11 protein-coding genes are annotated in these 13,621 nt (G+C 44.3%); 4 read left to right on the forward strand and 7 right to left on the reverse strand.

The features are described 5' to 3' along the window. The first annotated feature begins 96 nt into the window (after nt 1-96). From QP775_RS00085 to QP775_RS00095, 3 genes are all read left to right on the forward strand, one after another. A complete protein-coding gene (locus QP775_RS00085) occupies nt 97-573 on the forward strand; it encodes a PH domain-containing protein (RefSeq protein WP_285102662.1) in 477 nt (158 codons plus the stop codon). Beyond that, a complete protein-coding gene (locus QP775_RS00090) occupies nt 536-2,110 on the forward strand; it encodes a PH domain-containing protein (RefSeq protein WP_285102664.1) in 1,575 nt (524 codons plus the stop codon). The genes QP775_RS00085 and QP775_RS00090 overlap by 38 nt, the downstream gene beginning before the upstream one ends. Nucleotides 2,111-2,339: 229 nt before the next feature. Next, nucleotides 2,340-2,780, forward strand: a complete 441-nt coding sequence (locus QP775_RS00095) for a flavodoxin (RefSeq protein ID WP_285102666.1) — start codon at nt 2,340-2,342, stop codon at nt 2,778-2,780. A 186-nt stretch (nt 2,781-2,966) separates the two neighbouring features. Here the strand turns inward: QP775_RS00095 and QP775_RS00100 are convergent, their stop codons facing one another. The 6 genes from QP775_RS00100 to QP775_RS00125 all read right to left on the reverse strand — a co-directional run bounded on the left by QP775_RS00100 (nt 2,967) and on the right by QP775_RS00125 (nt 9,762). Beyond that, the gene (locus tag QP775_RS00100; protein ID WP_239326902.1) at nt 2,967-3,929 is read right to left on the reverse strand and encodes an ABC transporter ATP-binding protein; all 963 of its coding nucleotides are present in this window, start codon (nt 3,927-3,929) and stop codon (nt 2,967-2,969) included. After that, nucleotides 3,926-4,918 carry an ABC transporter ATP-binding protein gene (locus QP775_RS00105; RefSeq protein ID WP_275444513.1) on the reverse strand — a complete coding sequence of 331 codons (993 nt, stop codon included), beginning with the start codon at nt 4,916-4,918 and terminating at the stop codon, nt 3,926-3,928. The genes QP775_RS00100 and QP775_RS00105 overlap by 4 nt, the downstream gene beginning before the upstream one ends. A gap of 24 nt (nt 4,919-4,942) precedes the next feature. Then, the gene (locus QP775_RS00110; protein WP_285102669.1) at nt 4,943-5,893 is read right to left on the reverse strand and encodes an ABC transporter permease; all 951 of its coding nucleotides are present in this window, start codon (nt 5,891-5,893) and stop codon (nt 4,943-4,945) included. After that, nucleotides 5,890-6,828 (reverse strand): ABC transporter permease, encoded by a 939-nt coding sequence (locus QP775_RS00115; protein WP_239326905.1) that lies wholly within the window; start codon nt 6,826-6,828, stop codon nt 5,890-5,892. The genes QP775_RS00110 and QP775_RS00115 overlap by 4 nt, the downstream gene beginning before the upstream one ends. Nucleotides 6,829-6,928: 100 nt before the next feature. Beyond that, complete coding sequence (locus tag QP775_RS00120) at nt 6,929-8,632, reverse strand: peptide ABC transporter substrate-binding protein (RefSeq protein ID WP_239326906.1); 1,704 nt, start codon at nt 8,630-8,632, stop codon at nt 6,929-6,931. Between the two features lie 659 nt (nt 8,633-9,291). After that, nucleotides 9,292-9,762: a copper amine oxidase N-terminal domain-containing protein gene (locus QP775_RS00125; protein WP_239326907.1), complete on the reverse strand. Its 471-nt coding sequence runs from the start codon at nt 9,760-9,762 to the stop codon at nt 9,292-9,294. A gap of 488 nt (nt 9,763-10,250) precedes the next feature. Between QP775_RS00125 and QP775_RS00130 the strand changes: the two genes are divergently transcribed. After that, nucleotides 10,251-11,060, forward strand: a complete 810-nt coding sequence (locus QP775_RS00130; protein WP_239326909.1) for an aminoglycoside adenylyltransferase domain-containing protein — start codon at nt 10,251-10,253, stop codon at nt 11,058-11,060. A 113-nt stretch (nt 11,061-11,173) separates the two neighbouring features. On the opposite strand, the gene QP775_RS00135 is transcribed toward QP775_RS00130, so the two are convergent. Further along, the gene (locus tag QP775_RS00135) at nt 11,174-13,348 is read right to left on the reverse strand and encodes a HelD family protein (RefSeq protein ID WP_239326911.1); all 2,175 of its coding nucleotides are present in this window, start codon (nt 13,346-13,348) and stop codon (nt 11,174-11,176) included. Nucleotides 13,349-13,621 lie beyond the last annotated feature (273 nt).

The raw sequence follows: 13,621 nt of genomic DNA on the forward strand, positions 1-13,621 counted from the left end.
AAGAGGACGTTATGAAGATAGCGCCGCATTTTGCGGTGTTTTTTTCATGCCAGCTAATTAAAATTTGAAAATGTAACGTGGAGGCTTCAAATGGAAATGGACAGACTTACGCAACGGCTTCATCCTGATTATATCAAAGTATCACGTATATCCGGCTGCCTCACGAATCTTATCTTGATAATTGGATCGGCCGTATATTTGCTAATCGCAATTCAAAAGGACTGGGTATTATGGCCAGGTTGGATAGCACTTTGTATATTTGTATTTACGTTTGTTCTTTTTACGTGGATTGTGCCTGTAGTAGAATATGAACGGTTTAAATACGAGGTATTCGAGGAAGAAGTTGAGATTCGTTCAGGATTGATCTGGATCCGAGATGTACTCATTCCGATGGTAAAAGTCCAGCACGTGGAGTTAGAGAGTGGTCCGCTAATGCGGCGTTATGGCTTGGCAGAAGTAAAGGTTGTAACGGCTGCCAGCACGCACCGGATTAAGGGGTTAAAGCAGGCGGAAGCCGAACAATTAAAACTGCAGGTTGGTAAGCTGGCAAGAGTGGTGGAAGCTGATGAATGAACCGAAACGAATGCATCCTGTATACATGCTGTTTAATCTCATTACCTATGCAAAGGCATTATGGCCAATAGCCATCTTTTTTGTATTCAAAGATATCAATTGGCTTCAACTTCAGTGGTTTTGGTATGCTGGAATAACGCTTGGTATTGCTGCAGTCCTTGGGTTTGGCTGGATGGGGTGGCGCAGGCATACGTATCAGCTTGAAGCAGATAAGCTCGTGATTCGAAAAGGGGTATTTTTCCTTGAGGAGCGTTCGATCTACTACGGGCGCATCCATTCGGTGAATACCGAGCAGCCTTTGTTGCAGCGAATATTAGGCGTTGTGCAGCTAAAAATTGAGCTGCCTGGCGGAAAAGCAGACGGTGATGGCGTCTTGCCGGCCATCTCTGCGGCGGAATCAACCCGCTTGCAAGTATGGTTAAGGGAGCAGATGAACAAAGCGGTGAGCGAGAAGGCAAGCATCGCTCATACAGTAAGTGAAGCGAATACTGGCGCTGATGAGGCAGTGCACAGTCAACAAGCAAGCCTGACTGATATCGGTTCTAATAACGTTAGCAGCAGCGCTGCATTCTCTTCTGTTCAAGGCGAGTCACCACACAAGCAAGAAACGATATTTAATATTTCGGGTAAGCTGATCGTTATGGCTGCCTTTACTTCAATTAATATAGGATTGGTACTTACTTTTATTGCAGGTATAATCTCATTAGCCGATGATATTTTACCAAAGAAGGTGTACGAGCGGACCATCGAACAGGCAACGGAGCTGCTGCCAGGCTGGTGGGGGATGGCGATAGTTGGATTTTTACTAGCTTGGCTCTTATCAGGGCTTTTGTTTGTTGTAAAGTACGGAGGGTTTCGTGTAACACGGGATGGCAGCCATATCGCCATTTCATATGGGTTGATAGAGAAGAAGGCACATACGTTTAAGGCGGAACGTGTTCAGGCAGTCATATTTAAAGAGAGCTTGCTGCAGCAGGCTTTCGGATACGGAAAATTGATGCTCCATGTTGTTTCTTCCTCCAAGCAGGAAATGATAGTCCTTCACCCTTTCATTCGCAAACAGGAATGGAGTGTGATTATGTCCGATCTGATCCCGCATCTTCATGTAGTGCCGATTGAGACCGTATGCCCTCCTCGAGCAAAATGGGTATATTTCCGAGTTGATGCTCTAATCGTGATTGCGTTATGCGCAGCTGCAATTGGCTTTTGGCACGAAGCTGGATTATGGTCGCTCTTGATTGTACCTCTGACGATTTTATGGGATCTATTGCAGTATCGCGATACTGGCATGACCTTATCAGAGAAGCAGATTACGCTGCAGTCTAGAGAAATTGCCAGAAGTACGTATATCGTGCCCCGATCTCAGATGGTGTCGATCGTGCTTAAAGGAACGGTATTCCAACGTAAACGCAAGTTGTTATCTTTGAATGTAAAGCTAATGGGGGATGTAGCGGGCACTACTTGGGCTGTTAAGCATCTGGAGCAGGCCGATGTTGAACGGGTATATAGATGGTTTAGTCGCAGACGACATGTGTAATTTTAACTAAGGTTTTATTTGCCAAGACCCTCTTCTATTCTTAGAGAGGGTCTTTATTTGCTAGGAGCACAAAAAAGAATTGGAAATAATAAAAATTGAAGTTTCAATTGCCAAGTCAGGAAGAAGGATGTATACTTTTAATGAAAATGATTATCAATATCATACATACGAGATTAGACTGCATGCTTAGGCTGGGGAGAAGCCACCATCGGAACGGAGGAACTTATTGATGAGCAACATCATCATGATTTTTGCAAGTATGACAGGTAATACCGAAGACATTGCTAAGGCAGTGGAACGTGGAATCAGAAGCACAGAGGCCGAACTTACCGTGAAGGAAGTAATGGATGCTGAAGCATCTGAATTGGCTAATTACGATGGGATCGTATTAGGAGCATACACCTGGGGAGACGGAGAACTGCCAGACGAGTTCTTGGACTTCTATGACGATATGGATGAACTCAGCTTATCTGGCAAGAAAGCGATTGTATTCGGATCATGTGATTCTTCTTACCATGCTTATGGCGCTGCTGTTGATTTATTGATTGAGAAGCTCCAATCGATAGGCTGCGAGGTTGTACTGGAAGGACTGAAGATTGAGCTGTCTCCTTCCAAGGATGAAGAAGAACAGTGCGCTCAATTTGGACGCGACTTTGTTGCCAAGTTGTAGGCGGCAAGAGCAAGGAAGTCGTCGTAGGCAGATGAAGGAATATTGAACTATTGACGATTGATCTGTTTAACTGCTAGTCGTTCACGTTCATGCATACTAAGAGGTATGACGCAAATGAGTAAAGGCAGTGCTCGTTCTCCATCAGGAGCGGCGCTGCCTTTGTTGTATTAGTTGTAGCGCGGCTTTCTATACTTCATGGCAGGCTACGAAATGATTCGGCTTGGCTTCCCTGAATAAAGGTGCTTCCACCGTACAGCGTTCTGTCGCAGCTGGGCATCGTGTACGGAAGTAGCAGCCTGATGGCGGGTTGATTGGACTCGGTAGCTCTCCTTTAAGGACGATGCGCTCTTTGGAGGCTTCGATCTCGGGATCAGGCACAGGAATAGCAGACATTAGAGCTTTTGTATAGGGATGGAGCGGGTCAGCATATAAAGTGCTGCTTTCTGCAAGCTCGACCATCTTGCCCAGATACATAACGGCAACACGATCGCTGATATGTTTGACCATGGACAGGTCATGTGCAATAAACAGATAAGTAAGGTCGAACTTCTGCTGCAATTCTTTTAACAGGTTGACGACTTGGGCTTGAATAGAGACGTCGAGCGCAGATATCGGTTCATCGCAAATAATAAATTGTGGATCAACCGCAAGGGCACGCGCGATACCGATTCGCTGTCGTTGTCCGCCTGAGAATTCATGCGGGTAACGGGTTGCATGATCGGGATTAAGTCCAACGAGATCCAATAGGTCCTCAACGCGGCGTTTACGCTCTGCGCGACTGTTAGCTAGGCGGTGGATATCCAGTGCTTCGCCAATAATATCAGTAATTGTCATCCGCGGATTCAGGGAAGCATATGGGTCCTGGAAGATCATTTGCATCTGGCGGCGCATTGCTTTCATTTTAATACTATTAAGCTGGTTTATATTGGTTCCATTAAAGGTGACGCTGCCTGCAGTTGGCTCATACAGCCGCAGTACAGTTCGACCCACAGTCGATTTGCCGCAGCCGGATTCACCAACCATCCCTAGCGTTTCACCCTTTTTCACTTCAAAACTGACATCGTTCACCGCTTTGAGAACACCACCGCGATTTACATGGAAATATTTTTTGAGTCCTTCAACCTTTAGCATTGCTTCCGTTCGTGTCATACGGTAACCTCCTGTGCCAAGGGATGCATGAGCCAGCAGCGTGCTTGATGAGAACCGCTAATATCCGTAATTTCTGGATCTTCGGTTTTGCAGATTTGCATCGCATAGTCGCAGCGAGCGCAGAATCCACAGCCTGCAGGCGGCTTAATGAGGTCAGGCGGCGTTCCGTTAATGGGAATAAGCGGCTCATTTTTCTTCTGATCAAGACGCGGCAAGGAACGCAGCAGGCCCTTTGTATAAGGGTGCTTTGGATTTTTGAATATTTCCCACTTTGTTCCGGTTTCCACCACTTTCCCTGCATACATTACGATAACTCGATCGCACAAATCAGCAACGATCCCGAGATCATGAGTGATCAAAATAATTGAGGTGCCAAACTTGGCTTGCAAGTCCTTCATAACGGACAGGATCTGCGCTTGAATCGTTACGTCCAACGCTGTAGTTGGCTCATCTGCAATAAGTAATGATGGATTGCAGGCTAACGCAATTGCGATCATCGCGCGCTGGCGCATGCCACCGGAAAATTCATGCGGATACTGTCCAAAGCGCGATGAGGCATTTGGAATGCCAACCAAGTTCAACATATCAACAGCGACTTGCTTAGCTTCCCGGCCAGAGAGTTGTTTATGCTTTTCTAATACTTCTGTAATTTGGCGTCCAATTGTCATTGTTGGATTAAGTGATGTCATGGGGTCCTGAAAGATCATACCGATATCTTTTCCACGTATACTCTGCATCCGTGATGGCTTGAGCTTCAATAAATCTTCACCCTTAAATAGAATCTGACCCTGCTTCACTTTACTGGGCGGCGAAGGCAACAATCTCATAATCGACTGAGCGGTAACGCTTTTTCCACAGCCAGATTCGCCTACGATTGCTACAGCCTCGCCAGGATTAACATGGAAGGTCACACCTCGCACGGCTTTAACCTCGCCGGCACGAACATGGAAGGAGACGTGCAAGTCGTGTACCTCTAACAATGGTTTCAATGGTTTATGCATGCCTATGCCTCCTTATTTCTTCAGCTTGGGATCAAGCGCGTCACGCAGGCCGTCACCGAACATGTTAAATGCAAGCATCGTTAAGCTGATAAGAATAGCCGGGAATAGCATACGCCAAGGATATAAAATCATGGCTTTGAGTGCATCATTAATCATCGTGCCCCATGATGCAGCTGGAAGCTGTACGCCCAACCCGAGGAAACTAAGCACTGCTTCGCTAAAGATAGCAGTAGGCACAGCCAATGTTAACGTTACGATTATGGGGCCGAGGGAATTTGGCACTAAATGACGGAATAGAATACGGGCCCCAGATGCACCAAGAGAGCGGGATGCAAGTACATACTCTTGATTTTTTAGCTGCATCATCTGTCCACGTACAATCCAAGACATATTAATCCAACCCGTGATACAAAGCGCCATAATTATTGTAAATAAACTGGGTTCAAATACAACAACAAGTAAGATGGCGACAAGCATATCAGGTACGGAATAAATAATCTCAGATATTTTGTTCATAACATCGTCTAGTCGTCCCCCGATGTAACCCATAATACCGCCGTATATTACGCCAATAAATAGATTTATAAGCGCAGCGGAAAATCCAACAATTAAGGAGATCCGGGCACCCATCCAAGTACGGGCGAACATGTCGCGGCCGAGATCGTCTGTGCCAAACCAATGTTCTGCTGATGGAGGCTGGTTGGTAAGTTCCAGATTGTTGGTATAGTAGTCATACGGTGTTATGAGGGGGCCTATTATTGCCATGATAATGAGCAGCACAAGTATGGATAAACCCATCATTGCCCCAACATTATTTCGCAACCGAAACCAGGCATCACGCCATGCAGAAATGCTTTCGCGTTCGATCGCCTCCGCCGCATGTTCGTCGATGGATATTTTGGTGAATTGTTCTGCTGAATACTGTCTGTCCGAAAGGGGCCTTTTTTTGTTGTATGAGATCATGCCGCTTTCTCCTTTCGTTTACCCAGCTTAATACGTGGATCAATAAAACCATAAGCGAGATCCGTAATGAATCGTGCGGACATCAATATTAATCCGTAAAAGATCGTAATGCCCATAATAAGCGAATAATCACGATTGCCGATACTCATTACGTAAATTTTGCCGAGGCCTGCAATCCCGAATATTTGCTCAATAATAAACGAACCAGTGATAACGTTGGCTGTAAGTGGCCCGAGATAGGTAACAACAGGCAATATACCGTTACGAAGCACGTGTCGCTGCATGACAGTCCAAGTGCTTAACCCCTTAGCTCTCGCGGTTTTGATATAGTCAGAATGTAGTACTTCTAACATATTAGAACGAGTTAAGCGTGCGATAAACGCGATTGGCAGAGCCGCAAGGGCGATTGTGGGGAGTACATAATCTTTTGCTTCCTGCAAGCCGACAACATTAAAGATCGGGAACTTGACTCCAAGCAGCCATTGTAAAATAGAAGCCATAACAAAGCTCGGAACGGATACACCTACAACAGCCAGTACCATGGCGGAAGTATCCAGCATTTTACGATGGTTAAAGGCAGCGGTCATTCCAAGGGTAACACCAACTAGTACGGAGACGATAACAGCGACAATACCCAGCTTCATAGAGAATGGGAAGGAGTCCCGAATAAATTCAACTACTTCGCGGTCTTGCATTTTCATGGAGATGCCGAGGTTACCCTGTACCAACTTGCTCAAGTAGATACCATACTGTTCAAGAACAGGTTTATCTAAGCCATAATGGGCCATAATCCGAGCTTTAATTTCAGGCGGTATATTTTTCTCGGACATAAAAGGATCGCCTGGAATGGACTTCATCAGCATAAAGGTAATCGAAGCTAGCATAAATAATGAGAGGATAAAGAAGAACATCTTGTTTAAGATATAACGAGTCATCACATTACACCACTACTCCTCTGTAAAATCATCATGGCAAAAGTCGGGACACATAGAGCCTACGCTCTATGCACCCCGACATGCTTCTCATTTGTTTATCCTATTCCAGATAGCCGCGATCAAAATGAATCATACCTTGATAGTCGATAAACACGCCTTTCACGTTAGGCTTAGTAAGACCCACTGATGTATAGTAGTAGATCGGAAGGATAGCTTGCTCATCTTCAATAAGGATCTTCTCAGCTTGTGCCATCAGATCCATGCGCTCCTTGGCATCCATGGAGGACTTAGCTTTCTTCAACAATTCATCATACTTAGGGTTGCTGAAGCCGATATCGTTATTGCCGCTGCCTGTCATATAAAGGTCTAGGAATGACATTGGATCGTTGTAGTCTGTAGACCAGCCTGCACGTGCAACTTGATAGTTTAAGTTCGTACGGTTTTTCAAGAACACGCCCCACTCTTGATTCTGAATCTTGACTTTTACGTTCAGGTTTTTGTTCCACATGTCGGCAATAGCTTGTGCAATCTTTTTGTGCTTGTCATTCGTATTATGAGCAAGCTCAAATTCAAGCGTTGTCAGGCCCTCTTCTTTAAGGCCTTCTTGCAGCAACTTGTTGGCTTCTTCCAAATTCTCTTGGAAGTAATTATCTTTCACTTCGGAACGGAATTCGTCATTCTGTCCGGCGATACCAGGTGATACGATTCCGAATGCAGGAATTTCTCCACTTAACGTTACTTTATCAATGAGCAACTGACGGTTGATAGCCATGGATAAGGCTCGGCGTATTTTCTTGTTGGAGAAAGGCTTTTGCTTATTGTTGAATAAGTAGTAATAAGTAGAAGCAACCCCTTTAATATGAAGCTCATCCTTCTTTGTTTGCTGAAGGACTGGAATTTGCTCAGTAGGAACCTCACCTGTAGGCATACCGCTATAATCAAGTACGTTGGTTTCATACATATTAAGCTCAGACGAACCTTCTGATACAATAGATACTTGTACCTTTGTAAATTTCACTTCGTCTTTGGCATAGTAGTTGTTGTTTTTAGCGAGTTCAAGGGAGGATTGTTTCACCCATTTGCTTACAGAGAATGGCCCGTTTGAAATAATCGAACTGGCTTCTGAAGCCCATTTGGGATTGTCTTTTACAGATTGATGCACGGGAAAGAACGTTTGGAATGATAGTAAGCTTAAGAAGTAAGCTGTCGGACTTTCTAATTGCACTTCTAATGTGTTGGCGTCTATCGCTTTTACGCCGACTTGGTTAGGGTCTGTAATTTTAGTTTTGGTGTAAGCGGCATCTTTATGTTTATTGTATCCTTCGGCGTTCTTGATGTAGTAGAGTTGGTAGGCGTAAGGAGGAGCGGGTTGAAAATCAGGGTCTAGCACACGTTTCCAAGCGAACTCATAATCATTTGCGGTGACAGGGTCGCCATTGGACCATTTTGCGTCTTTACGGATGTGGAAGGTGTATTTGGTGCCATCAGGGGAGATCTCCCATTTCTCTGCAGTGCCCTCAATTGGTTTTCCTTTCTCATCTGAACGTGTCAAACCTTCAAATAAAGCGCCTAGCAATGCAAATGAGGTAGAATCTTGAGCTTGACCTGGGTCTAGAGATGGTGGCTCAGAAATCGAGTTGAAGCGGAATACTTGCTCTTTGGCGGGTTCATTTTTGTTCTCATTGGATTTCTCTTCGTTCTTTGCCTCTTCTTTAGCAGGTGTGGAGCTACCTCCGCAAGCGCTTACAAACGCACTTACTGCCAACAGCAATGTCAGGACTAGCAGCATGGATTTTTTTTTCATGCTTTGTGTGTTCCCCTCTCTAGGTAATATCGTTGGTAACCATCGTCAAATTACGCAAGGCTGTCTAGGCATCGAGGGAAATAATTGACAGCTGGTTTGTACCATATAATAGCACATGCTTTTCTTTTCGTCTGCTCTTTTTTGCAAAAAATTTTAAAAATGTCTACTCAACAGATGCACTAATCCATCAAGAGACAACAAAATTACAAAAAATATAAAAAATATTGTCATGCATTGTCGTATAATTGCGCAATCGCTGTAAAGTTTTAAATTGGAAAAATATATAAACAAGCGCTGTAGAAGACATGATGAAGTAGTCAGCTTAAGGTGGTCTGCACTGGATAAGGCAAAATGAAATAAACGAGAAAAGGGTTATTGGATACGTTAATCTGTATGAAAAGGATGATAGACATGTTAAATAGATTGTGTCGAATGATGGGAAGTTCGAATAAAAATATTTCGACAATTCTCACACGAAATAAAAATAAGTGAAAACAAACTTTTCATGTGTTCTATGTGTATGAGAAGGGGAGATCGAGCAAGTTCTTGACAAGTGTCTTGAATTGAAACATAGGGGGAGCGCTCGAAGCGGTGCTTACAAGTGACCTCGTGCCGGGTATGTGTGCAGCCACGGCACGATTTAGCGTCATCATAACATTTTACGAAGTTATCTTGTCAGGAGTAATCGTGACAGTCTTCGTGGGCGCATCCCAACTGTTATGGAGTTGAAATACTTGCTGAAGCAGCGCCAAGGGGACGTACGTACGGTTTTTTAACAGGAGAGGCTTGGTTGTTAATGTAACATCTTTCCCGTTTACCTTTAAAACGTCAGTAATGATGTTCCAAGTCACATTTACATGTCTATTCTCAATTGAAACTGTTTGTGTGTTGGTCTCCCAGCGGACAACAGCTTGTATAAGATTAGAAATGTCCTTGACAGGCATATACGTCATGCCGTTTAAAATCGTGAAGTCTTCTACTTTGATTCGGCCTTCCTCTGTTACGATCATAACTTGGGGAACAACAGAAATGGATGGTCTTGGGCTGTGCTCGGCAGCAGCATGTCCGTACATAGGGATCAGAGTAAAAAGTATTATGGCGACTATGGATGAGGCCAGAGTTTTGTACATGTGGATACCTCCTTATAGATTAAACGGAGCAATAGCCTAAAAAGTTTCGCAAATTGGAACATTAGTAACTGTTAGTTACTTCCATATATAGTATTGGCTTCATCGATAGATTTACCGCTTGATATAGATCATGATTGTTAGAATCTTTGAAAGACTGCATTTAATGGAATATTACTAGTTGAATATTTCCATTTGTTTGGGTAAAATCTAGTCTATTGATTCTTTCATGTAAGATTACTTACCCTCTTTTTCTCATTTTAATCTTAAGGTGGCCGATTAGGAGAAAATAGAAATGTGCTCAGTAAAGGAGAATTTATCCTGGAAGAGGAATAAATAATTAAATCACACAGTTCTAGTTTTGGTAGTTGAAGAGTGAGGTTGCATCTGATTGGGACGAAATGGCATGCATTCGGATAAAATCTTAGTAGAATTGAACATCGAGAAGTAAATATATCGTGATAGCTGAGCCTATTAAAGGAGATTGAATTATGATTCAAGACCTGCATCCCAAAATTCAAGCCATCTTAAAATTATATATGGATATGATTAATGAAGTCCAGCCAGGTCTGATCGAAGGTTTATACATTTACGGATCTGTAGCGATGGGCGATTACTCTTTGCGATTGAGCGATATAGACTTTATTGCAGTAACACATAAACGTATGACCGATGAAGATATTTTAACAGTAGAGCGTGTTCATCGCAAGGTTAACCGAGCATACAAGAAACCGAACTTGAACGGAATTTATATTACATGGGATGAGTTGGGTAAAAGGGCAGAAGAAGTTGAGCCCTTCCCTTATTATTGTGATGGACGAATGCACCGTTCTGGTTATTTTGAAATGAACTTGGTGACGTGGTATGGACTTAAGACGCACGGGATTGCCTTGATTGGCCCAACTACAAAAGAATTGCCTTATGAAGTCAGTTGGCAGCAGTTAATACAAGACATGCAGCATAACTTACAAACCTATTGGATGTCCTGGATCAAGCGCTCGCACGCTATGCTCAAGGATAGAATTGGTTTGTACTTATTTCGCTCTCAAGTAGAATGGGGAGTCTTGGGAATTAGCCGATTATTTTATACATTTAGAGAGCAAGATATTACGTCAAAACGATTGGCAGGAGAATACGCGCTGCGTGTCGTTCCTGAACAGTGGCATCCTATTATTAAGGATGCTATTGACTATCGTGAGGGAATACGAAGTTCTAGTTATCGTTCACGCGCTGTGCGAAAAGCAGATACGTTAAGTTATATGGAATACATAATTTCTGAATGTACGAAGGAAAGAGAGTAGACTAGCTATAATTTTTCCTTCAGCTGCACTTTTTTTCGAGATAGATTACTCGTAAATGTATAGCAGCAAGGAGCATCCGAAGATGCTCCTTGCCACCCTGGTCAGCCTGCCTGTTACCAAGCTGTATGCTCTGTCCACTCGTCATCTGTGTCTGGCACAAGTGGACTGATCGTGCCATCTACACACAATGTTAAATGGTGAAGTGCACGTGTACAGCCTACGTATAGCAGTCTTGCTTCTAAAGGATTAATGCCATAGTGGGTTGCGTTGGCATGTGTAACGATGACAGCATCGAATTCCAGTCCCTTTGATAAATATACTGGAAGGACAGAAATACCACCCTCATACTGCTGTTGTCGTCCATCAATGATATGGGCGTTGATTCCGCTGCAGCTTAGCTGTTCATGCCACTGACGCGCCTCATCTGTCGTACGAGTCAAGATTGCCGTGGTCTGGTATCCAGATGCTTGATGGCGCTGCAGTTCCTCTGCGATCCAGCCAGCCAGTCGATCTGCTTGCGTGTGCAGCACTTGGACTTTCTGGCCGCCCCGGAATACGGGCTCTGCGAGCATCGTTGTGTTGACACCACGTTTTAATATCATATTGGCAAAATGGATAATTTCCATCGTAGAACGATAGCTTCTAGTCAAGGCATAATAAGCTGAATCATCAGACGGGAAAGCTGCACGCATTTCCTGCCAATCCTCAATCCCTGCATAAGCATGGATTCCTTGCGACAAGTCGCCGAGTACCGTAAAAGAATGACTGCGGACCATCTGGTCGAGCAGTGCGACTTGAAGCGGGGAGAAGTCCTGCGCTTCATCGATGACGATATGATCAAACCGTTGTGCGGACGTAACGCCATGCAGACGAATATGCAAGTACGCTAACGTGGCCAGATCTTCGTGCTTGATGACGGCACGTTTTAGATCGGCAAGAGTCTGCTTGCGAACTGCTGCGGGGATACGATCTTTGAAGGCATCGTCCTGCAGCAATTGTTTGTACAATTGAACAACGTTAGCGTTCGGCCACCGCTTTAGATAAGCTTTTAACTTAGAAGCGGATTTCTTCTTTTTATCCTGAAGCTTTGTTTTGCTTCGCTCTTGTTTGAGCTCCATTTCCATCCAGCGCTGTATGCGGGCAGTCACCCGTTCTAATCGTTTTGCGGGCTCATATGACCGATATTCTTGGTCAAACCAGTGGGCGATGTCTCTTTGCGGTAGTACTCCGCCGTCCCAAGGTGAGAAGTCTCCTTCCGGAATAGCTCTTTCTACCCAATGCTGTATGAGTTCATCAAGCATTTCCATCCATGCAAGCGAGCCCTTGAATCGTCCTGAACTGTCTTTACTATCCGTCGGACGCTCATCCAAGGAACCGTACCAACGTTCCACTTCCTCCATTGAAGAAGCCAACTGCACCTGATTGTGCAGATCCGCTAATTCGAGTGCCCAATCGGCAAACGTACGCTGCTGAATGTTGCCGACACCAAGTTCGGGAAGCACGTCACTTATATAGTCGAGAAACATGCGGTTAGGCGCAAATATAATCATTCGTTCCGCATGGATTTGTTCGTGATATTGATAGAGTAAATAAGCCAAACGGTGCAGTGCCACCGTAGTCTTTCCACTTCCTGCAACCCCTTGAATAAATAAAGCTTTGTTTTTAGGTGCACGGATAATTGCATCCTGCTCGGCTTGGATTGTGGATACGATATCGCGCAGTCGATTATCTTTATTCTCTCCGAGGCGATACACTAGAAATTCATCTGTTACATGTTCTTCACCCTGCTCACGATTATAAGTATCCACGACACGTTGCAGCTGCTCATTACGGATTACAAGGTTGCGCTTGAGATGTACATCTGCTGTTATCGTGCCCTCAGGTGCTTCATAAGCGGCTGCTTCATCGCCGCCAGTAAAGGAATAAAACAAGCTGGCTACAGGAGCACGCCAATCAATAACAAGCGGATAAAGTGGAGCAGTTTTCTTGGCACCCTCATGATGTTGGAGTTGATGCGTATCGACGCCTTGCTTGCCGATGTAGAGCGGCATTACCTCATCCCGATTCTCTTCACGAATGTTCATTCGGCCAAAGTAAGGCTCTCTTACAGCACGCTTTAACCGTTGACGACGCTGTTCGCGAGTATCCTCCAATACTTGCTCTGTGAAGTCATGACCTGTGTAGACAGGAATGCGTTGTAGTGTTTCATATTGCTGATTGATTTCCAGGAGTGTCTGCTCAAGTCGCTGTTGCTCTTCTTGATAGGCACTTTGAAATGTGTCGCTCACCTTCAGTTACCTCCTAAGAATAATTGTCGTCCATTTCATAAGCATACAATCTACAAAATGGAAACAGGAACTCACTATATCATACTGGTGAGGGGCTAGCAACTCATTCCTCTTTTGTAAAGGAGTTGGAAAGAATAAAGTTAAAACGAATGTCCGGCCCATTTTGGGTTCTAGTCCGTATAAGTTTATTTAGATGGCATGATTCTTAACTGGCAGGTGGCTTCAGGAGATAATTATTACAGAAAACGATGCTTTGATGGTGTATGCTCCTCT

It is taken from the genome of Paenibacillus sp. UMB4589-SE434 (genome assembly GCF_030226685.1).
In the GTDB taxonomy this organism is placed as follows: domain Bacteria; phylum Bacillota; class Bacilli; order Paenibacillales; family Paenibacillaceae; genus Paenibacillus_B.

Bases quoted from the DNA above. Each gene is read 5' to 3' on its own strand.
- QP775_RS00100 (WP_239326902.1), bottom strand. From the start codon at position 3,929: ATGACACGAACGGAAGCAATGCTAAAGGTTGAAGGACTCAAAAAATAT.
- QP775_RS00085 (WP_285102662.1), top strand. From the start codon at position 97: ATGGACAGACTTACGCAACGGCTTCATCCTGATTATATCAAAGTATCA.
- QP775_RS00120 (WP_239326906.1), bottom strand. From the start codon at position 8,632: ATGAAAAAAAAATCCATGCTGCTAGTCCTGACATTGCTGTTGGCAGTA.
- QP775_RS00095 (WP_285102666.1), top strand. From the start codon at position 2,340: ATGAGCAACATCATCATGATTTTTGCAAGTATGACAGGTAATACCGAA.
- QP775_RS00110 (WP_285102669.1), bottom strand. From the start codon at position 5,893: ATGATCTCATACAACAAAAAAAGGCCCCTTTCGGACAGACAGTATTCA.
- QP775_RS00130 (WP_239326909.1), top strand. From the start codon at position 10,251: ATGATTCAAGACCTGCATCCCAAAATTCAAGCCATCTTAAAATTATAT.
- QP775_RS00115 (WP_239326905.1), bottom strand. From the start codon at position 6,828: ATGACTCGTTATATCTTAAACAAGATGTTCTTCTTTATCCTCTCATTA.
- QP775_RS00125 (WP_239326907.1), bottom strand. From the start codon at position 9,762: ATGTACAAAACTCTGGCCTCATCCATAGTCGCCATAATACTTTTTACT.